The organism is Ruegeria sp. H6, from assembly GCF_056532975.1.
In genome coordinates this window covers 139,117-160,206 of record NZ_JBQFOA010000006.1, presented here as the reverse complement: position 1 = coordinate 160,206, position 21,090 = coordinate 139,117, and the positions used below count along the sequence as shown (strand labels likewise).

Annotated in this window: 19 protein-coding genes; 14 read left to right on the top strand and 5 right to left on the bottom strand. The window is 59.6% G+C overall.

Going from position 1 to position 21,090, the window contains the following annotated elements; translation table 11 throughout:
• Positions 1 to 47: 47 nt before the first annotated feature.
• The 10 genes from regB (at position 48) to ACR0AG_RS12740 (ending at position 12,656) form a co-directional block, all read left to right on the top strand.
• Complete coding sequence (regB, locus tag ACR0AG_RS12785) at positions 48 to 1,445, top strand: sensor histidine kinase RegB (RefSeq protein ID WP_480839396.1); 1,398 nt, start codon at positions 48 to 50, stop codon at positions 1,443 to 1,445.
• A 62-nt stretch (positions 1,446 to 1,507) separates the two neighbouring features.
• Positions 1,508 to 3,013 (top strand): PAS-domain containing protein, encoded by a 1,506-nt coding sequence (locus ACR0AG_RS12780; RefSeq protein WP_480839394.1) that lies wholly within the window; start codon positions 1,508 to 1,510, stop codon positions 3,011 to 3,013.
• Between the two features lie 41 nt (positions 3,014 to 3,054).
• Positions 3,055 to 3,525 carry a tRNA (adenosine(37)-N6)-threonylcarbamoyltransferase complex ATPase subunit type 1 TsaE gene (tsaE, locus tag ACR0AG_RS12775; protein ID WP_480839392.1) on the top strand — a complete coding sequence of 157 codons (471 nt, stop codon included), beginning with the start codon at positions 3,055 to 3,057 and terminating at the stop codon, positions 3,523 to 3,525.
• Positions 3,522 to 4,526: an aminoglycoside phosphotransferase family protein gene (locus tag ACR0AG_RS12770; RefSeq protein ID WP_480839390.1), complete on the top strand. Its 1,005-nt coding sequence runs from the start codon at positions 3,522 to 3,524 to the stop codon at positions 4,524 to 4,526. Before tsaE ends, ACR0AG_RS12770 begins: the two co-directional genes overlap by 4 nt.
• On the top strand, positions 4,523 to 5,209 hold the full coding sequence (locus tag ACR0AG_RS12765) for a nucleotidyltransferase family protein (protein ID WP_480839388.1): 687 nt from the start codon (positions 4,523 to 4,525) through the stop codon (positions 5,207 to 5,209). The genes ACR0AG_RS12770 and ACR0AG_RS12765 overlap by 4 nt, the downstream gene beginning before the upstream one ends.
• Positions 5,202 to 8,120, top strand: a complete 2,919-nt coding sequence (addB, locus tag ACR0AG_RS12760; protein WP_480839386.1) for a double-strand break repair protein AddB — start codon at positions 5,202 to 5,204, stop codon at positions 8,118 to 8,120. The genes ACR0AG_RS12765 and addB overlap by 8 nt, the downstream gene beginning before the upstream one ends.
• Positions 8,117 to 11,497, top strand: coding sequence for a double-strand break repair helicase AddA (gene addA, locus ACR0AG_RS12755; RefSeq protein ID WP_480839384.1), 3,381 nt, complete (start codon positions 8,117 to 8,119; stop codon positions 11,495 to 11,497). The genes addB and addA overlap by 4 nt, the downstream gene beginning before the upstream one ends.
• A gap of 38 nt (positions 11,498 to 11,535) precedes the next feature.
• Positions 11,536 to 11,856 carry a thioredoxin gene (gene trxA / locus ACR0AG_RS12750; protein ID WP_480839382.1) on the top strand — a complete coding sequence of 107 codons (321 nt, stop codon included), beginning with the start codon at positions 11,536 to 11,538 and terminating at the stop codon, positions 11,854 to 11,856.
• A gap of 90 nt (positions 11,857 to 11,946) precedes the next feature.
• Positions 11,947 to 12,297, top strand: coding sequence for a Lin0512 family protein (locus tag ACR0AG_RS12745; RefSeq protein WP_480839380.1), 351 nt, complete (start codon positions 11,947 to 11,949; stop codon positions 12,295 to 12,297).
• A complete protein-coding gene (locus ACR0AG_RS12740; RefSeq protein ID WP_480839378.1) occupies positions 12,294 to 12,656 on the top strand; it encodes a Lin0512 family protein in 363 nt (120 codons plus the stop codon). The genes ACR0AG_RS12745 and ACR0AG_RS12740 overlap by 4 nt, the downstream gene beginning before the upstream one ends.
• A gap of 57 nt (positions 12,657 to 12,713) precedes the next feature.
• Here ACR0AG_RS12740 and ACR0AG_RS12735 read toward each other — a convergent pair whose 3' ends face one another.
• Complete coding sequence (locus ACR0AG_RS12735; RefSeq protein ID WP_480839376.1) at positions 12,714 to 12,908, bottom strand: DUF1127 domain-containing protein; 195 nt, start codon at positions 12,906 to 12,908, stop codon at positions 12,714 to 12,716.
• A gap of 196 nt (positions 12,909 to 13,104) precedes the next feature.
• Between ACR0AG_RS12735 and hslV the strand changes: the two genes are divergently transcribed.
• Positions 13,105 to 13,665: an ATP-dependent protease subunit HslV gene (gene hslV / locus ACR0AG_RS12730; RefSeq protein WP_480839374.1), complete on the top strand. Its 561-nt coding sequence runs from the start codon at positions 13,105 to 13,107 to the stop codon at positions 13,663 to 13,665.
• Here hslV and ACR0AG_RS12725 read toward each other — a convergent pair.
• On the bottom strand, positions 13,654 to 14,895 hold the full coding sequence (locus tag ACR0AG_RS12725) for an MFS transporter (protein ID WP_480839372.1): 1,242 nt from the start codon (positions 14,893 to 14,895) through the stop codon (positions 13,654 to 13,656). The genes hslV and ACR0AG_RS12725 overlap by 12 nt on opposite strands.
• A gap of 172 nt (positions 14,896 to 15,067) precedes the next feature.
• On the opposite strand from ACR0AG_RS12725, the gene hslU reads away from it, so the two are divergent.
• The 3 genes from hslU (at position 15,068) to ACR0AG_RS12710 (ending at position 18,787) form a co-directional block, all read left to right on the top strand.
• A complete protein-coding gene (hslU, locus tag ACR0AG_RS12720) occupies positions 15,068 to 16,375 on the top strand; it encodes an ATP-dependent protease ATPase subunit HslU (protein ID WP_480839370.1) in 1,308 nt (435 codons plus the stop codon).
• Positions 16,376 to 16,508: 133 nt separating this feature from the next.
• Entirely contained in the window at positions 16,509 to 17,570 is a 1,062-nt protein-coding gene (locus ACR0AG_RS12715) for an alpha/beta hydrolase (RefSeq protein WP_480839498.1), read from the top strand.
• Positions 17,567 to 18,787: an MFS transporter gene (locus ACR0AG_RS12710; RefSeq protein ID WP_480839368.1), complete on the top strand. Its 1,221-nt coding sequence runs from the start codon at positions 17,567 to 17,569 to the stop codon at positions 18,785 to 18,787. The genes ACR0AG_RS12715 and ACR0AG_RS12710 overlap by 4 nt, the downstream gene beginning before the upstream one ends.
• Here ACR0AG_RS12710 and ACR0AG_RS12705 read toward each other — a convergent pair.
• From ACR0AG_RS12705 to ACR0AG_RS12695, 3 genes are read right to left on the bottom strand one after another with little or no spacing between them, the layout of a single operon-like run.
• Positions 18,784 to 19,371, bottom strand: coding sequence for a Smr/MutS family protein (locus ACR0AG_RS12705; protein WP_480839366.1), 588 nt, complete (start codon positions 19,369 to 19,371; stop codon positions 18,784 to 18,786). The genes ACR0AG_RS12710 and ACR0AG_RS12705 overlap by 4 nt on opposite strands.
• Entirely contained in the window at positions 19,371 to 20,411 is a 1,041-nt protein-coding gene (mltA, locus tag ACR0AG_RS12700) for a murein transglycosylase A (protein WP_480839364.1), read from the bottom strand. The genes ACR0AG_RS12705 and mltA overlap by 1 nt, the downstream gene beginning before the upstream one ends.
• A complete protein-coding gene (locus ACR0AG_RS12695) occupies positions 20,408 to 21,070 on the bottom strand; it encodes a Tim44/TimA family putative adaptor protein (protein ID WP_480839362.1) in 663 nt (220 codons plus the stop codon). Before ACR0AG_RS12695 ends, mltA begins: the two co-directional genes overlap by 4 nt.
• Positions 21,071 to 21,090 lie beyond the last annotated feature (20 nt).

Sequence of the window (21,090 nt, the reverse complement as noted above, 5' to 3'; positions counted from 1 at the left end):
GGACACCTATCAAGTAACCCAGCCGACGCAACAGGACAAAATGACCGATGGCAAACTCGAACACCAGCCTATGGCGCGGGCAGGAACGCAGCTCGTGGATTCGGTTGCGGACCCTGATCTTGCTGCGTTGGGTCGCGATCATCGGCCAGATCACGGCCATAACGGTGGCACAGCAAACCTATCATGTTCAACTGGAACTGGGGCTTTGTTACTTCGCGGTTGGGGTTTCGGTGATGGGAAACCTGACCGCGATCCTGCTGTTTCCCGAAAACAAACGCCTGTCAGAATTCGAGAACTTTCTGATGGTGCTGTTCGACCTGTTGCAATTGGCTTTCCTGCTGTATTTGACCGGTGGCCTGAACAACCCGTTTGCGCTGTTGCTGCTCGGGCCGGTCACGATCTCGGCCAATGTCATGAGCACGCGATCCACCCTGATCGTCGGGGGCGTTGCGATTGTGCTCACCTCGCTGCTGGCGCAGTTTCACTTGCCCCTGCGCACCGACCTTGGGGCCCAGCTGGACATGCCCGATATTCTTTTGTTCGGAAATTGGGCCGCCATCGTCATCGCCATCGTGTTCCTTGGGGCCTATTCGCATCGTGTCAGTTCCGAGGTGCAATCCATGTCCGAGGCGCTGTCGGCCACCCATATGGCACTGGCGCGTGAACAGAAGCTGACCGATCTGGGCGGTGTTGTCGCCGCCGCCGCGCATGAACTGGGCACGCCCCTGGCCACCATCAAGCTGGCCAGCTCCGAACTGCTAGAGGAACTGGACGACCGTCCCGATCTGAAAGAGGATGCTGCCCTGATCCGCGAACAAGCGGATCGCTGTCGCGATATCCTGCGCGATATGGGGCGCGCCGGGAAAGATGACCTCCACCTGCGTCAGGCGCCGCTGTCGACCGTCATTCACGAGGCGGCAGAGCCGCATATCCACCGGGGCAAGTCCGTTCATTTCGCGGAAGGTCCCGCCGAGGATGGTGACGTGCAGCAACCGTCTATCCTCAGAAAACCCGAGATCATTCACGGGCTGCGCAACCTGATCCAGAACGCTGTTGATTTTGCCCAGGCCAATGTCTGGGTCGAGGCGGAATGGACGGCAGAGTGGATCAAGATCTCGATCATGGATGACGGGCGCGGCTATCCCTCGCATATCATCGGGCGAATTGGCGATCCGTTCATGCGCCGTCGCCGCAGCGAGACCGACAAACGCGCCCGCCCGGAATATGAGGGCATGGGGCTGGGTCTGTTCATCGCCAAAACGCTGTTGGAACGCAGCGGGGCCGAGTTGAAATTTGCCAATGGCTCGGATCCATACCAGACGCTTCAGAAGAATACGGATCGTCGCGGAGCCATCGTTCAGGTCGTTTGGCCGCGCAACCTGATCGACGCACAGACCGGGGATTCTCCGGTTCCGTCAGGCGTGAACCAACCGTTCCAAATCTGAGTTAAGGTCCCGTTAACCATTGTAACGCATAGTTAATCTGCTGTTTCGATAGGGGCCCTTGCATGACGGAAATAATCATACTGGGGGCGGTTGGCATCGCCTCGGTCTGGCTTGCGTTTCAATGGCTTTCGCCCCGGGGGCAGACTCGCGGCGACTTTGGCCTACTGTCACCACAGTCGTTATTCGACACGGTTTTCCTGTTCGACGGTGAACGGTTGATCAGCCATTCGGACGTCGCATTGGCCGGGTATGAAACTGTCGACAATTGGGATGACTTGCGCAGATTGCTCAAACGCGATTTTCCGGCCTTCCCGGAAACCCCCGGCACAGTGCGCGATCAAGGCAACTTGGTGGTGTCCGCCATCGATTGCACGGTCGAACGTGAGGTGTTGTGCGAATGGATCGACGGCATTGTCCGGGTGCAATTGCGCGATATCAAGTGTTGGACCAACCCCACGCGCCGCGATCCCAGTGATCCGATACGGCTGGCGATGGACAAAGCACCCTACCCTGTCTGGCTGCTGGATGATCTTCACGCGGTCCGGTGGTGCAATGCGGCCTATGTGTCGCTGGTGCGCAAAGTGCGTGGCCGGGATGCGGATCTGACCCTGCCGGTGTTTCCGGCGGTAACGGATGTCGATCACCTGGGCAAGAAAACCCGGGTTTCTGTTGCTGTTGCCGGCAGTGACAACAAGCTGTGGTTCGACCTCAGCCATGTGGGTCTGGATCAGGGCCAGCTGTATTACGCGACCGACATCAACGCGATTGTCGAGGCGGAATCTGCACAGCGTAAATTCGTGCAGACCATGACCAAGACCTTTGCACAATTGTCGATCGGACTGGCCATCTTTGACCGCAACAGGCAACTGGCGCTGTTCAACCCCGCGCTGATCGACCTGACCACTCTGCCCCCCGATTTCCTGAGCAGCCGTCCAAGCCTGTCGAGCTTTTTTGACCGGCTCAGGGATCAGCACATGATGCCTGAACCCAAGAATTACCGCAGCTGGCGCCGTCAGATGAACGATCTGCTAGAGGCAGCGCAAGACGGTGATTATCAGGAGACATGGTCCCTGCCCTCGGGCTCGGTTTATTCCGTCAGCGGGCGCCCACACCCCGACGGGGCGGTTGCGTTCCTGTTCGAGGACATCACCGCCGAGATCACGCTGACCCGCCGTTTCCGGTCCGAGATGGATCTGATGCAGTCCATTCTGGACAAGCTGGCGGATGCAATCGCCGTGTTCTCGGATGACGGTACGCTGGCACTGACCAACCTTGCCTATCAGGAGATGTGGGGCGAACCTGAAGAAACCGGATTCGACCCCGCAAATGTTCTGGACGTAACACGGGACTGGCAGGAGCAGTGCATTGCAACACCCGTCATGGGTGAAATCCGGGATTTCGTGAGTATGCGTGACAACAGATCACAGTGGTCGTCGACATTGCGCAAGCGGGACGGGGCGGAAATAATCTGCACCATCAACCCGATGTATAACGGTGCGACCATCGTGCGATTTTCGGTCGGCGACGACATTCGCCAAAAACCGGATTTACACAAGATCAGCGCCTGAACCGGGTTGCGGCCAATCTGGCGCGGGTCCATTGTGGCGCCATGATTGAGGCGCAGAAAATCACTCTGAAATCACCGCAAGACACCGCTGATCTGGCCGCTGCGCTGGGTCGGGTTCTGCAGGCTGGCGATGTGGTTTTGCTGCAGGGTGCCATTGGTGGCGGCAAGACCCATTTCGCGCGCGCCCTCATCCAATCGGTGATGGAACTTCCCGAGGATGTCCCCTCGCCTACATTCACCTTGGTGCAGGTCTATGAAACTTCGGTCGGAGAGATCTGGCATTCGGACCTCTATCGCCTGACCTCGGTAGACGAGGTAGAAGAGCTTGGGCTGCTCGACGCCTTTGACAGCGCGGTTTGTCTGATCGAATGGCCCGAGAAGCTGGGCACCCTGACACCGCAAACCGCCCTGACACTCCGGTTCGAAACCGATCACGACCAGATGGAAACGCGCCACCTCTGGCCCTCCTGGTCAGACCCAAAGTGGAACACCAAGCTTGAGGCGATCTTATGACCACCAACCGGGCCGTTCTGGCAGAGGCGCTTGTCGCGCAAACTCATTGGGCCGGTGCCACCCATGCGTCTTTGGCCGGGGATGCCTCGAACCGGCGCTATGAACGCCTGACAGCACCCGATGGCAAAACCGCCATCCTGATGGATGCTCCACCGGAAAAGGGCGAAGATGTCGCGGCCTTTGTGCGCATGGCCGAATACCTGCGATCCGTCGGCCTGAACGCGCCCGAAATCTATGCCGAAGATACCGAGTTCGGATTCTTGTTGCTTGAGGATTTCGGCGACGACCTGTTTGCGCGCGTTTTGGAACGCAATCCAGAACTGGAAAAGACTCTCTATCACGCGGCGACAGAGGTGCTTGTGCATCTCCACGCGGCGCCAACCCTGTCATTAGACAGCTATGATCCAGCGATGATGACCGAGTTTGCGGCGCTGGCCTTTACCAAATACGCGCAAGGGGTATTGGGGCAGCACGACACCGAAGCGCGCGAACGGTTCGAGTTGCGGTTCAGCGATATTCTACATCGCGAAACGGGTGGGACTCGGGTTGTCGTGCAGCGGGATTATCATGCTGAAAACCTGATTTGGCTGCCGGATCGCGACGGGTTGCAACGGGTTGGGTTGCTGGATTTCCAAAGCGCCATGCTGGGCCATCCTGCATACGATCTGATGTCACTGCTGCAGGATGTGCGCCGCACCGTACCCGTGGGCATCGAGATGCGCATGATCGACGCCTATATTCAGGCCTCCGGCGTGGACGATCACGATTTTCGCACCGCGTATAAAGTACTGGGCGCGCAGCGCAATCTGCGCATTCTTGGCGGTTTCGCCCGGCTGGCCACCGACTATGGAAAACCGCATTACATCGACCTGATACCGGCCGCCTGGGATCATCTGATGCGCAATCTTGAACATCCCACGCTGGTCCCGATCGCCGATATTTTGCGATCGTCCCTGCCCGCGCCAACGCCAGAGAACCTCAACCGGTTGAGGGCCCAATGACCAATCAACCGCAGGCCATCATGCTGTTTGCTGCGGGGTTCGGGACCCGTATGGGCGCGCTGACCAAATCGCAGCCAAAGCCCCTGATCAAAGTTGCGGGACAAGCGTTGGTCGATCACACGTTGCACCTTGTGGATCAGATTCAGCCTGTGCGCACCGTGATGAACCTGCATTACCGGGCAGATCAGATCGAGGCTCATCTGGTAGGCCATGACATTTCCTTTGCGTATGAACGGCCGGATATCCTGGAGACCGGCGGGGGATTGCGCGCTGCTTTGCCTTTGTTAGGGTCTGATCCAGTGTTCACGCTGAACACGGATGCGATCTGGGCGGGCCCAAACCCGCTTGCCCTGCTGCGCGAGCTATGGGACCCGGATCGCATGGATGCGCTGCTGATGTGTATCCCCGTGGATCGGACCGTTGGGCATACCGGTCCCGGTGATTTCACGCGCGACGCGGATGGCCGGATCACCCGTGGGCCCGGCCTGATCTATGGCGGTGCGCAGATCATCAAGACCCAGGGTTTACACGATTTCCAGCAACGGGCGTTTTCGCTGAACCTGCTCTGGGATCGCATGCATGACGAAAAACGTCTGTTTGCCGCCGAATATCCGGGCCGCTGGTGCGATGTTGGTCGCCCCGAGGGGATTGCCCTGGCCGAAAGCCTGATTGCCGATGTTTGACGACAGCTCCCCCCCGCGCGTGTTTGCCGCCCCGCCCGGCGCGGATTTTCCCAAAGTACTGGTCAATGGCTTGCGCGGACGCTTTGCGGCACACCCGCCCGAGGCTTTGGCCCGGGTCCAACTGGTGCTGAACACTCGCCGCATGGCACGCCGGGTGCGCGAGCTGTTTGATCAGGGGCCACCTTGCCTGCTGCCGCGCATTTCGCTGCTGACCGACCTTGGCGACGGGCCGGAGCTTGCGCAGGTGCCCCCTGCCATCCCCCCGCTGCGCCGTCGGTTGGAGTTGACGCAGCTGATCGCCAAGCTGCTGGAACAACAACCTGATCTGGCGGCCCGATCCTCGGTGTTTGATCTGTCGGACAGCCTGGCTGCGCTGATTGACGAAATGCAGGGCGAAGGCGTTTCGCCCGAGGTCATTCGCCAGTTGGATGTCAGCGACATGTCCGGTCATTGGGCGCGCGCGCAGGCGTTTATCGGCATCGCCGATCACTTTGTTGACGCAGGCAACGATGCGCAGGCCAGGCAACGGCAGATCGTTGAAGGCCTGATCGGCAGGTGGCAGGTCACGCCGCCGCAGCACCCGATCATCCTCGCCGGATCAACCGGGTCGCGGGGCACGACGTTGATGCTGATGAAAGCGATCGCGCAGTTGCCGCAAGGGGCCGTTGTTCTGCCCGGGTTCGATTTTGATCAGCCGCCCAATGTCTGGGCCGGGCTATCGGACGCCTTAACGTCCGAAGATCACCCGCAATACCGGTTTCACAAGCTGTTGCAGGATCTTGGTCTTCCACCTCAGGCCGTGCGCGCCTGGACCGATGAACCAGCGCCCTCTCCAGAGCGTAACAAACTGATTTCGCTTGCATTGCGCCCTGCCCCGATTACCGACGCCTGGATGTCTGAAGGGCCCAAGCTGACTGGTCTGGATACCGCTACAAAAGATGTCACGCTGGTCGAAGCGCAATCACCACGCGACGAGGCGCTGGCCATTGCCCTGCGCCTGCGGCAAGCGGCCGAGGATGGCCAGACCGCCGCCTTGATCACCCCTGATCGAATGCTGACCCGTCAGGTCAGCGCCGCTCTGGGTCGCTGGGATATCCTGGCCGATGACAGCGCCGGCCTGCCGCTGCAGCTATCCCCACCGGGCAGGTTTCTGCGCCATGTGGTGGGGCTGTTCGCGCACCGTCTGGACGGTGAATCCCTTCTGACCCTGCTGAAACATCCCCTGTGTCACGACGGCGACGGGCGCGGCGATCACCTGTTGCATACCCGCGATCTTGAACTGGATCTCAGACGCCACGGGCCACCTTACCCGGATGCAGAAAGCCTGATGGCCTTTGCCACCCGAACGGATACGCCCGAGGAATGGGTCAACTGGATCACGACCATTTTCTGTGACCAGCACATTACCGATGCGTTGCCCTTGCCCGATTGGGTCGCGCGTTTGCGTAAGGTGGCCGAGGCAATCTCCGCCGGACAGTCCGACGGTTCTGGTTCGCTGTGGAACATGAATGCCGGACAAAAGGCGCTCGGTGTCCTGGAGTCGTTGGAGGCCGAGGCTCAGCATGGCGGATCCATGACCGCCTACGACTTCGCCGACCTTCTGGGGGCCTTGCTTGCGGGCGAAGAAGTGCGTGACCGGGACGCGCCGCACCCGCATATCATGATCTGGGGCACGCTTGAGGCGCGCGTACAGGGGGCAGACCTGCTGATTCTTGGCGGCCTCAACGAAGGCAGCTGGCCCGAAGCCGCCGCGCCCGATCCCTGGCTGAACCGCCAGATGCGGGCCAAGGCGGGCCTGCTGCTGCCCGAGCGTCGGATCGGTCTGTCCGCCCATGATTTTCAGCAGGCCGTCGGTGCGCCCGAGGTCTGGCTGACCCGCGCCACCCGATCTGACGATGCGGATACGGTGGCGTCACGCTGGCTGAACCGTCTGACCAACTTGCTGAGCGGTTTGCCGGGGCAGGGTGGGCCGCAAGCGCTTGATCGTATGCGAGCTGAAGGTAACAAATGGCTGGACTGGGCCAAAGCGCTTGAAAAGGCACCATATATCCCTGCCGCGCATCGCCCGTCGCCGCGCCCACCGGTCAACGCGCGTCCCCGCCGTCTTTCGGTAACGGAAATCAAACGTCTGATCCGGGACCCCTACGCGATCTATGCCAAACACGTCCTGCGCCTGAGGCCACTGGACCCGCTGGTCCAGGCACCCGATGCGCTTTTGCGCGGGATCGTCATCCACGACATATTGGAACATTTCATCAAGGACAGCGTTCTGGACGCCGCTTTGCTGACGCGGGAGAACTTTCTGAAACGGGCCGAGGCTTTGCTGGACGACCATGTGGCCTGGCCCACCGCGCGCAAGCTTTGGCTGGCCCGTCTGGAACGGATCGCAGATGATTTCCTGCGCGCGGAAACAGCGCGTCGTGCGGATGGCGGCCCGGTTGCGTTTGAGGCTGCGATGAAGCTGGCGCTCGCACCGCTGGACTTCACGATTGTCGGTCGCGCCGACCGGATCGACCGAAATGCCCGCGGCGCGTTGCGGATCGTCGACTATAAAACCGGCGCGCCGCCCACGGAATCCCAGCAGTCCAAGTTTGACAAGCAGCTGCTGATCGAAGCGGCGCTGGCCGAGCAGGGCGGCATCCACGGATTCGACCCCACCTCCGTGGCAGAGGCGTTGTTTATCGGAATGGGCGGCACCTACAAAGAGGTTCCGGCACCGCTGCAGAAAGAACCCGCAGACAAGGTTTTGGCCGAGCTGAAAGAACTTATTTCCGCTTATTTAGAGCCTGATCAAGGGTTCTCGTCCCGTCGGATGCTGCACAAGGACACTGACATAGGCGACTATGATCATCTGGCCCGGTTTGGTGAGTGGGATCGCACCGCCGACACCCAGCCGGAGGACATGACATGACCGCCCGAAACGACGCCACCGAGCGGCAGATCCAAGCCGCGCGCCCGGATGCGTCGACATGGTTGGCGGCCAATGCGGGCTCGGGCAAAACGCGGGTTCTGACCGACCGCGTCGCCCGGCTTTTGCTGAGCGGGGTGCAGCCACAGCACATCCTGTGCCTGACCTATACCAAAGCCGCCGCGAGCGAGATGCAGAACCGGTTGTTCCAGCGTCTTGGCGAATGGGCGATGCAGGGCGACCAGAATTTGCGCGACCACCTGACAGATCTGGGTGTCGATGGCGCAATCGACTCGGACCGTTTGGCGCAGGCGCGCACGTTGTTTGCCCGCGCCATTGAAACCCCCGGCGGGTTGAAAATCCAAACGATCCACTCATTCTGCGCCTCGCTGCTGCGGCGCTTTCCGCTTGAGGCCGGTGTCAGCCCGCAATTCACCGAGATGGAGGACCGCGCCGCCGCCTTGCTGCGCGAGGAAATCCTTGAGGATTTTGCCGAAGGCCCAAACGCGCATCTGGTCGAGGATATCGCACGCTTTGTCACTGATACCGGTTTCGAACGGCTGACCGCAGCAGTGGCGCAAAAACACGATCTGTTTGCGCAGCCCTTGGATTGGCCATCGCTGCTGCAAAAATTCGACCTGCCGCCGGGCTTCGATGACACGGATCTGCTGCGGCAGGTCTTTCTGGGCGGTGAGGTTGATCTGATCCAGTCGATCCTTCCCCCTCTTGTTGAAAGTGGTGGAAACAACGCAAAGGCGGCAGACAAGCTGGCCGCGTTCCGCGCGCCTGTTCTGGCACAACTGCCGGTGCTCGAAAGCGTTCTGCTGACCGGCAAATCCGCGAAAGAGCCGTTTGCCGCAAAGATCGGCAGCTTTCCGACAAAACCCCTGCGCGAGGGTCCGTTGGCAGGAAAGATGCCGCAGCTAGAGGATCTGATGCGGCGGGTGGAAGCGGCGCGCCAGCAGCGTCTGGCCCTGACCGCCGCCCAAAAAACCCATGTGCTACACCGGTTTGCAGCGGCGTTTCTGCCTGAGTACGAGCGGCGCAAACAACTACGCGGCTGGCTGGACTTTGACGATCTGATCCTGCGCGCACGGCAATTGCTGAACGACCCTTCGGTGGCGCAGTGGGTCTTGTATCGGTTGGATGGCGGCATCGACCATATTCTGGTCGACGAAGCACAAGACACCAGCCCGGGCCAATGGGACGTGGTTGAAAAACTGGCGCAGGAATTCACCAGCGGCGAGGGCGCGCGCACCGATGTCGAACGCACCATCTTTGTGGTCGGGGACAAGAAACAGTCGATCTATTCCTTTCAGGGCGCAGACCCGCAAGCCTTTGACCGCATGCAGGCAGAGTTTGGGCAACGCCTTACTGAATCGGGCTCTAAATTGTGGGATTCGACGCTTGAATACTCGTTCCGGTCGTCCAGCGCGATCCTTGGGTTGGTCGATATCCTGTTTAAGGATCAGGCCCAGGCGGGGTTCCACAAGGACGCGCAGCACCGCGCCTTCAAGGCTGATTTGCCCGGGCGCGTTGATCTGTGGCCTGTGGTCGAAAAGGTCGAAGACACTGAGGATGGCCATTGGACCGATCCGGTCGACCGGCCCGGTGCGCGACACCACACGGTAATCCTGGCCGAGCAGGTGGCGCAGTCGATCAAGGAAATGATCGACAAAGGTGAAACCATCCCCGAAGATGGCGCAACGCCTGGCAGTTTCGTGCGGCGCAAGGTGCAGCCGGGCGATTTTCTGATCCTTGTGCAGCGACGCTCGGACCTGTTTGCCGAGATCATTCGCGCCTGCAAAACACTTGGCCTACCCATCGCCGGGGCGGACCGCCTGAAGGTGGGCGCAGAACTGGCGGTTAAGGACCTCGCTGCGATGTTGAGCTTTCTGGCAACACCCGAAGACAGCCTTTCTTTGGCGACAGTCCTGAAATCCCCGTTGTTCGGCTGGACGGAGCAACAGCTTTTTGACCTGTCGCACCGGCGCGAGGAAACGTACTTGTGGGCCGCCCTCAGGCGTCGAGCAGATGAGTTTCCGGATACATTGGCCGTGCTGAACGACCTGCGCGGGCAGACCGACTTTCTGCGCCCCTTTGATCTGATCGAACGAATCCTGACCCGCCATGACGGGCGCCGCAAACTGCTGGGTCGGTTGGGGGCCGAGGCGGAGGATGGGATCAACGCGCTGCTGTCACAGGCATTGGCCTATGAGCGCACAGACATTCCCAGTCTGACCGGTTTTCTGGTGTGGATGCAGACCGACGATCTGGAGATCAAGCGCCAGATGAGCAGTGTCGGCAACATGATCCGGGTCATGACCGTGCACGGCTCAAAAGGGCTTGAGGCACCGATTGTCATCCTGCCGGACACCGGCAAACGGCAGGCCCCGCGCGATGCCGAAATCATGACAGCGGATGGAACGGCGCTGTGGAAGGTCCCGGCCGACGCATCCCCCACGTTGATCGCGCAAGCCCGCGAAGACGCGCGTACCAAAGAAGAGAATGAACGGCTACGCCTGCTTTATGTGGCTCTAACACGGGCAGAAAAGTGGCTTATCGTTGCCGCAGCAGGCGACGTGGGCAAGGACGGCGCCAGCTGGTATCAGCTGGTTGATACAGCCATGGAGCGGGCGGGCGCAGTAGCCTTGCCCGGGTCACAGATCAAGAGGCTGTCCCACGGCGACTGGAATGCGCTGCCGCTGATCGACGCAGAACACAGTGAGATATCGCTTGCGGGCTTGCCGCCGCATTTTCGCGAAACCCCCTCAGAACCGGTAAAACAAGCAGAGACCCTCAGCCCCTCGGACCTTGGTGGCGCAAAGGCTCTGCCCGGGGATGCAGGACAGGGCGAAGACGCGGCAAAGCTGCGCGGGACGCGACTGCACCTGCTGTTGGAGCATCTGCCTGATATGCCCCGCACCGCGTGGCCCGAGCTATGCGCCAGGCTGTTGCCCGATATTCCGAATTCGGATCGCCAGGAGTTGCTGGACGAGGCCGTCGCGGTTCTGACAAATGACGCGTTGAAGGGTATCTTTACCCCGGACGCGCTGGCCGAGGTTCCGGTGTCCGCCGACGTATTCGGACGTCGTATCCATGGGGTGGTCGATCGGTTAATCGTCACGGAAACTGAGGTGCAAGTGATTGATTTCAAATCAAACGCGACGGTTCCGGATACGCCGTCAGCTTGCCCCGAAGGTCTGTTGCGGCAGATGGGGGCCTATGCGCACGCGGTGTCGCAGATTTATCCTGATCGCACCGTTCGCGTCGCAATTCTTTGGACCAGAACCGCTCAGCTGATGTGGTTGCCACACGATATCGTGACGGTTTCGTTGCAGCGCGACCCACATCTTGACCTTGCCCAGCACCGCACCTAGGTTCGGGACCCAAGCATTCCCCTTTCAGGAGACAGACTATGTCGACCGTTGCCGTTACCGACGATACCTTTGACACCGAAGTCAAAAACTCTGACGTCCCCGTTGTTGTGGACTTCTGGGCCGAATGGTGTGGCCCCTGTAAACAAATCGGCCCCGCTCTGGAAGAGCTGGCGACTGAGTATGGCGGCAAGGTGAAAATCGCCAAGGTCGATGTTGACAGCAACCCGAACTCGGCCGCTGCGATGGGCGTGCGCGGCATTCCCGCGCTGTTCATCTTCAAGGATGGTCAGGTCGTATCGAACCGCGCGGGCGCGGCCCCAAAGGCGGCCCTGCAAAGCTGGATCGACGAATCGATCTGAGCCCATGCAAAAGGCATGAAGCAAAGGCGTCTCATCCGGGGCGCCTTTTCTATTTGAACGCACGGTTTGCGAAATCGACAAGGAACAGAAATGGCAAAGACACGGGTTCTGGTGGAATTCGGCATGGGCAGTTCGCTGCGGCGAGAGGACTATACCCAAGCGGCCCTGCGCGCGATCAAGGATGCGCTTTGGCATAATTCGGTGAACATGGCCGAGCTGTTCGGCTTTCCCAAAGAGGCCATGATCATCGACGCCGAGATTGGTGTGCAGAAACCGGACCGCGTGGATACCGAGGCGCTGAAAGCCATATTCCCCTATGGCCAGCCCAACATCACCGTCAAGCAGGGCGGTCTGGATATCGACAAACCCCATAGCGCGGGCTGCACGGTGATTGCCAACGCCGCCATCATTGTCTCTTTCGACATGGAGCCCGCCCAATGACCGAAAAACGTATCATTCTGGAGATGGGCACAGGCAACGATCTGTATGGTCAGGATTATACCAAGGCCGCGCGCCGAGCGGTTCAGGATGCACTGCATCACTCATCCATCACACTGTTTTCCAAGCTGGGGATCGACCACAAGGAGATGCGCGTTCAGGTTACAATCGGTGTACAGCAGCCCGATGAGGTGGATTGCGGCGCGGTTGCATCCGATTTGCCACGAGGGCACGCGGTGGTCCGCGCGGTGCTGGGCGGCATGGATGTCGAAGATACCGAGGCCGGCACAAAACACGTTGTGGCCACCGCCGCGGTCGAGGCCTATCTACCTGATCTCGCAGGCAAATACATACAAAGCTGAAAAAGAAAAAGCCGCCCGGATTGAGCGGCTTGTCTTACGTCTTGATCTGATCTCGGATCAGAATTTCGCGATATCTTCGCGGGTCAGACCAACGTCGCTCAGCTGAGCGTCTGTCAGGTTCGACAGCTCTTTGCGGGTCTTGCGCGATGCGTTCCAGCGAACTGCGTTCTGGAAGGTCTGGTGGAATGCGTCCACTACGTGCAGGATTGTGACTGCTCCGAGCGGCGCGTGGGTTTTTGCGATGGTAGCCATTTGCGCTGTCCTTAGATTTGAAACAGCCGACCCTGTGTCGGTTGTGAGGCTCATTTAGAACCAGCACCGCGATTCCACAATTGCTCGTCCAACAGTCCCGCAATGCACGCAGTGCATATCTTTTGAACAGTTTAAGAACAGTTGCACCCAGCGCCCGTGCGTCCCATATAGGGCAGCACGCAGGACGGAGGCTTTGATGGCAGACAGCGACTTTCCCGGTTGGCACGGCACCACGATTATCGGCGTCAAAAAAGACGGCCAAGTTGTTATCGCCGGGGACGGCCAGGTTAGCCTTGGCCAAACCGTAATCAAGGGCACCGCGCGCAAAGTGCGGCGCTTGTCATCAGGCGGGTTCGAGGTTGTCGCCGGATTCGCAGGATCAACGGCCGACGCCTTTACCCTGCTGGAGCGGCTGGAGGCCAAACTTGAGGCAACGCCGGGCCAATTGGCCCGTGCTTCGGTAGAGTTGGCCAAGGACTGGCGCACGGACAAATACTTGCAAAAGCTCGAAGCGATGCTGATCGTGACCGACGGCACCGATCTGTTGGTGATCACCGGGGCAGGGGACGTGCTGGAGCCTGAACATAACGTGGCCGCCATCGGATCGGGCGGAAACTTTGCGCTGGCTGCGGCCCGCGCGATGATGGACAGCGACAAGCCCGCCGAAGCGGTGGCACGTGAGGCGATGGCCATTGCCGCCGATATCTGCGTCTATACCAATGGCAATCTGACGGTTGAGGAAATCTCAGGCCAGTAGGGCCTTGATTTCTTTTCCCTTCCAGCGGCGGTGCATGCCGATCAAGCCGAATATCGCGGCGATGATGACGATGTAATAGGGCACGCGGATATCGATGCTCATCAATCCGCCGCCGATCAGCGACATGATACCGCCTGCCAGACAGAACACCGCTGTTGTCACACCCATGACCCAGCCCTGATCGGTTTCACTGACACTGGATGAAAACAAGCCCAACATTGTTGGGTAAGCCACGCCGAACAGGAAGTAGAACAAGAAGACCGGCACGTAGATAAGCACCCCGTTGGGGATGAACGCAAAGGCAAAACCGCAGATCACCATCACGATCAGCGCGGCATAGATGATCTGGTGCTTACTGAACCGCTCCTGCGCGGGTTTCACCAGGAAAGTGCTGGAAAACGCCAGCGCAAAGCCGATGACGACCATGGCAACACTGCCGCCTATCACGCCATATCCGAATTTGCTGGTCAGGAAATTGTCAACGAAGACATAGAAGGTCACGTTGGCAATCATGAACAGCGAATAGACGGGCAGGATTTTCAGCACCATCGGATGACCGCGCACCGCAATCAGGCTGTCGGTGATATCGCGGGGGCGAAAGACAAAGGGCTCGCGTTCGGTTCTGGTGTCTTTGAAATAGACCAGCACCAGGAAGATGGCGATCAGCACCAGAACGAAAGCGCCATAAAAGGGCGTCTTCAGGGTTGCGAAACTGCCCAGAAGGGCTGCATCAGACAAAACCGCCCCAATGATCGGGCCGCCCACAAGCCCGAAACTGACGCCCGTCACGATATATCCCATGTTACGGTCACGGTCGGCGGCGTCGGTGCTGCCGTCAATCATGGCGGCCTGGGCGATGGGCTGATTTCCTGCGGTAAAGCCAGTGATCGAACGGCCAATGATCAGCAACAGCAGACTGTTGACATAAAGCGCGGCGATGGTCAGCGCATAGCCCACCAACGCCCCGGCCAGGCAAACCAAAAGGGCATTCTTGCGCCCGATGGAATCTGAGACCTTCGAGACATAGACCACGCCAAGAAACCACGACAGAAAGAAGCAGCCGATCACCAGGCCATAATAGAAATGCCGCTGGCCATCGGGTGTGCTTTGGGGCAGGAAGCCGGATTTTGTCTCCATGATCAGTGAGTTGATGATTGGGAAAACCAGGCCCTGCCCGATCAGGTCAACAAACACCACGAACAGCAGGGTGATCTTGGCTATTTTTGTCACTTGCGCACTCCTGACCCTCAACACCTTGAAAACACTGTATCAGAGGGCGCGCATTTCGCCTATGGAAAGCGTTTGCAAAGCGGAAAGGGCATTGCTAAGCAACGCCGCCGATGTTGTTTTCGCCCCTGCGGTGACTACGTAAGCCAAACCGCTGATTGAAAGGATCAAACCCGTGACCGACCTGACCCCGCGCGAGATTGTCTCGGAACTGGATCGTTTCATCATTGGGCAGAAAGATGCCAAACGCGCTGTCGCCGTGGCCTTGCGCAACCGCTGGCGGCGCAAGCAGTTGGCCGATGATATCCGCGACGAGGTTTACCCCAAGAACATCCTGATGATCGGCCCCACCGGTGTTGGCAAGACCGAGATCAGCCGCCGCCTGGCAAAACTGGCCCGCGCGCCCTTTATCAAGGTCGAGGCGACCAAGTTCACCGAGGTCGGATATGTTGGCCGCGACGTGGAACAGATCGTGCGCGATCTGGCCGATGCGGCGATCCTCCAGACCCGCGACTACATGCGCGAAGATGTGAAAGCCCGCGCCTATCAGGCGGCCGAGGACCGCGTGATTGCAGCCATTGCAGGTGAGGACGCGCGCGAAGGCACCCGCGAGATGTTCCGCAAAAAACTGAAAGCGGGGGAACTGGACGATACCGAGATTGAGTTGGAACTCTCGGACACCTCAAACCCGATGCCGATGTTTGACATTCCCGGCCAGCCCGGCGGCCAGATGGGCATGATGAATCTGGGCGACATCTTCGGCAAAGCCTTTGGCGGGCGCACTGTCAAGAAACGCATGACCGTCGCTGAAAGCTATGACGCACTGATCGGGGAAGAAGCTGACAAGCTGCTGGATGATGAAACCGTCAATCGCGTGGCTTTGGAATCGGTCGAACAGAATGGCATTGTTTTCCTAGACGAGATCGACAAGGTCTGCGCCCGGTCAGACGCGCGCGGCGGTGATGTCAGCCGCGAAGGCGTGCAGCGCGACCTGCTGCCACTGATCGAGGGCACGACGGTGTCGACCAAACATGGGCCGGTGAAAACCGACCACATCCTGTTCATCGCCTCAGGCGCGTTCCACATCGCCAAGCCCTCGGACCTGCTCCCGGAACTTCAGGGACGTCTGCCGATCCGCGTGGAACTGCGCGCCCTGACCGAAGAAGATTTCGTGCGCATCCTGACCGAAACCGACAACGCCCTGACCCGTCAATACACCGCGCTGATGGGCACCGAAGAGGTCACGGTCAGCTTCACCGATGACGGTATCGCCGCGCTGGCCAGGATCGCGGCGGATGTGAACCAGAGCGTCGAAAACATCGGCGCGCGGCGGCTTTATACCGTGATGGAGCGTGTATTCGAGGAGCTCTCGTTCACCGCGCCCGATCAGGCCGGGGCCGAGATCACTGTGAACGCGCAATTCGTTCAGGACAATCTGGGTGAACTGACGAAATCCACCGACCTCAGCCGTTACGTTTTGTAACAAGGCTCAGCCGGTTTTCGCCAAACCCGCCCTTATGGCCACTGGACGTGGGCGCAGAAAACAGTAGCGTGACCTTCATTCTGGCCGAGGTCCGATTGTGCTGCGATTGATTGTTCCCTTTTTTGCCGTGTTCATGCTGGGTGCCTGCGTGGACCGTTCGGTTACCGAAACGGTGCCCGACGCATTGAAGGTTGGTACGCCCGAGACCGTTTTTGCCGCAACCACCCGCGCCCGCGATCCCGACGGGACCTATGGCTTTCGCCGTGGCGAAGGGTTGCGGTTTCTGGAAATGACCGTGTCGATTCCGCCCAACCACACACCGGGCACGCTGGATTTTTCCTACGCCAATCCCAATCCGAACAAGCAATTTGTTCTGGCCGATGTAACCGAATTCTCGGGCGTGCAGGATCTGAATTCCCGGCTGCGCGTCGTCGATGAGGTGTCGATCTTTGTTCACGGCTATAACGCGACACAGACGGAAACCGCCTTTCGCGCCGCCCAGCTGTCGCATGATATCGGCATTCCCGGATCGACCCTGATCTATTCCTGGCCCAGCCGGGCGACGGGTGCTGGCTATGCCTATGATCTGGACAGCATGCTGTTTGCCCGCGACGGGTTGGAACAGACCATTCGCAATCTGAAATCCATGGGTGTGAAGCGGGTCATCGTCATCGCCCATTCCATGGGCAGCGCCCTGACGATGGAGATGATGCGACAGGCCGAACTGCGCGAACCGGGCTGGTCGAACCGGAATATCGAAGGCGTGATCCTGATCTCACCCGATCTGGATGTGGACGTTTTCCGCTCGCAGATGAACAGCATCAAAACGCCGCCGGATCCGTTCATCGTGATGGTGTCGAAGAAGGACAAGATCCTGAACATCTCGGGCCGGTTACGTGGTACGTCCGAGGGCGCGCGACTGGGCAATATCGGCTCGGTCGAGGCACTGGCCGACTATCCGATCAACGTGATCGACACCACGGCCTTCAACAGCGATGCCGGATCATCCCATTTCGTTGCGGCCACATCGCCGGCGCTGTTGGCAATCCTCAGTTCCGTCCGTCGTGTCAGCAACACATTCGGACCGGACCGCCCCGGTATCGACATCATCGCGCCGCCCAGTGAGCGCAACACTGATGGCGCGACCGAGATCGTTTTGACCGAAACCGGACAGGCACAGGTCAACACACCGTGACGACGTTCAACCTGCGAGATTTCCTGGTTCGCAACGCGACCTGGCTGGGCGCGGGTGTCTTGCTGACGTTCATGTCCAGCTTTGGGCAGACCTTCTTCATTTCGATCTTCGCAGGCGAGATTCGCGCCGAATACGGGCTGAGCCACGGGGCTTGGGGCGGGCTGTATTCCCTTGGAACCACGTTTTCGGCGGTGGTTATGATTTGGGCCGGTACTTTGACGGACGTCTTTCGCGTTCGGGTTCTTGGGCCCGCCGTTCTGCTGGGGCTGGCGATGGCGTCGGCAGCCATGGCGCTGAACACATGGTTGATTCTGCTGCCCTTTATCGTTTTCCTTCTGCGGCTGTTCGGGCAGGGGCTCAGCACGCATCTGGCCATGGTTGCGATGGCCCGATGGTTCATCGCAACGCGGGGCAGGGCCCTGTCAATTGCGACAACCGGTTTTGCTGCGGGCGAGGCGCTGTTGCCGATGATCTTTGTCACGGCAATGGCTTTTGTGGATTGGCGCTGGCTGTGGGGGGTGGCGGTTATCGTTGCCCTGCTGGGGATACCCGTTCTCAGATCGCTGCTGAGACAGGAGCGCACGCCGCAAAGCCTGGCAAAAGAAAACGCCTCAACCGGAATGAAGGGACGGCACTGGACCCGGCGCGAGGCACTGTTCCACCCGCTGTTTTGGTATCTCGTCCCGACGATCGCCGGACCGTCTGCCTTTGGGACTGCGTTTTTCTTTCATCAGGTTCATCTGGCCGAGGTCAAGGATTGGCAACATATTCAGCTTGTGACCCTGTTCCCGGTTTTTACCGGTGTTTCGATCCTGTCGATGTTCGCCGCGGGTTGGGCCCTTGATAAATGGGGCACAGCGCGGATGATGCCTTTTTTCCAATTCCCAATGGCCATCGGGTTCGTGATTTTTGCACTCAGCACGTCCATTCCCGCCGGGATTGTCGGCCTTGTCTTCCTGGCCCTGACTGTCGGAGCCAACAGCACGCTACCGCCAGCGTTCTGGGCCGAGTTCTACGGCACCTCTCATATCGGCGCGATCAAGGCCCTGGCGGCGGCTTTTTCGGTTCTGGGGTCCGCTATTGGGCCCGGGCTGACGGGTGTTCTGATCGATCAGGGGGTTGCGCTGAACACTCAGTTCCTGTGGGTCGCGCTGTATTTCGTTGCCGCCTGTGCGCTGGCCTGGATCGGCATTCGTCGCGCGCTTAGGGATTTCTAACGCGTGCGGCGCAGATAGACATAATACGCCCCGTCGCCACCGTGGCTGATATGGGCGGGCGTCACCTGCAAAACGGCCTGCGCCAAGGGCGGGATCGACAACCAATGCGGCACTTGGTTGCGCAGCACCCCGCGCGGCGTTGGGATCGGGCCGGGCTCGTCCCGGTCTTTGCCTTTGCCGGTGATGATCAGAACCAGTCGCTTGCCAGTCGCCTGCGCAGACAGGACAAACCGGATCAACGCCGGGTGCGCCGCATCAACACGCATGCCGTGCAGATCAATCTTACCCTCGGGTTTCAGCTTTCCGCGTTTCATGCGGCCAAACGCCTTGGTGTCCATCTGGACAGGCAACGTGTTGAGCCGATCACTGACCGACGGCTTGAGCGTATGACGCGCGGGCTTCGTCTGCGCCTTTTCGCCCAGCTCAAACGCGTCGATGCGGGATTTGGGTGGTTTCGAGGGTTTAGGCTTCGGCAGGTTAACCGGATGTACGCTCTGTGGGATTTCCGGATGCAGACGCTCGGTCTGTTTGGCCACTTTGCGCCACAGCTCAATCTCATCCGAGGTCAATTTCCGCCGGGACATCAGAACTCATCCGGCACTAGGGCATAGGCGCGCTGGATGGGCAGCAACACAACCATCCGACCCGGGTCTTTCAACTGCCCCGCGGCCTTGCCAGCTGCATCACCTGTGCCAAAGAAGATATCCGCCCGTTGCGCCCCTTTGATGGCCGACCCGGTATCCTGAGCAATCATCAAACGCCGCAAAGGGTCTTTGCCGTCTTTTTCGACCCAGACCGGCGAACCCAATGGCGTATAGGCCGGGTCTGCCGCGATGGACCGCATCGTGGTGACAGATCGGTTCATCGCACCCAAGGGACCGAATTCTGGCGCGACGCGATTGACCTCGCGAAAGAAGACGTAAGAGGGGTTATGAAACAAAAGCTCGGCCCCGGCTTCGGGGTTCTTGCGCACCCAGGCCCGGATCATCTGCGCGCTGACCTCATGCGCGCCCAGCGCACCACGCCGCACCAGCTCAGCCCCGATGGACCGATAAGGATGCCCGTTCGCACCCCCATAACCAACCCGCAAGGAACTGCCGTCCGGCAGACGTATCCGGCCAGAGCCTTGTATTTGCAAGAAAAACAACTCGACAGGATCATCGACCCAGGCGATCTCCAGCCCGCGGTTGCGCATCACATCGCTCGTCAAAAGCTCTCGGCGGCTTAACCATTGGCCCGCGTTTCGGGCCTCAGGTGGCATTCGGTAAAGCGGATAGCGAAATTTGCCCGACGGCGAGGTTGACCCATCCAACTCGGGCTCGAAATACCCGGTGAACAATGCATCCTGCCCGTCCTCGATCAAGACCGGACGAAAGAACAGCTCAAAGAACGCGCGCGCCGCGTCGCCTTCGTAGGTTTGGGCCACGGCACATAACGCCTGCCAATCGGGGTCTTTCAGATCCGCACAGGTGTTCAGAAAAACAGAAAGGGCCGCGCTGTGATCATCGGCGGCCCAGCCATCAAGCTCGTCAAACGACAGGATGGATCGCGTCGCCTCAGCTCCGGCGGCGCTGGTGGCGGTCATGGCGCCCACCAGAAAAAGCGACCGGAGCGTTGCAATCATGCGTCCGTGGCAACAAGCAGCCAGTTCGGATCATCGGTGCCCATGACTCGGGCAAAGGTCCAGCTGTCCTTTTGGCGTTTCACGGTGTTGGGGTTGCCTTCGATGATATCACCGCCACGATCCCGCACGACCGAGGTCAACTCACCCACGAAGCGCATGGTGATTTCCGCCTGGTTGGTATCCTTGTCAAAGTTCACGTCGGCCAGTGTGGTTTCGCGCACGCCGACAAATTCGGCCTCGATGGTCAGGCCCTTGTCTTCGCGGTCGGCCACAACCGATACAAAACTGTCGAACACTTCCTCGGACAGGAAGGGCTGGATCTCATTCAGGTTGCCCTTTTCGAACCCCATCACGATCATTTCATAGGCGCCACGTGCGCCCTGAACGAATTCGCTGACGGAAAAGCTGGGCTCAATCCGTTTCATGGCGGCCAGATCTTCGGCCTCTTTGCTGCCTTCAGCGACATGGTCGGTGATATCGTGATCCGGGCCGCCTTCGATCACCTCAAAGTCGGGGCGCGACCGGTTGGTGTCGGGCTGCTGCGAAAGCGGCGGCTTTTCAAACCCTTCGCGGGTGCCAAGCACGCTTTTCAAACGCAAGATCAGGAAAACGGCAATTCCGGCCAGGACCAGTAACTGGATCATTGGGTTGTCGCTCATTTCGTACTCTTTTCAGCGCC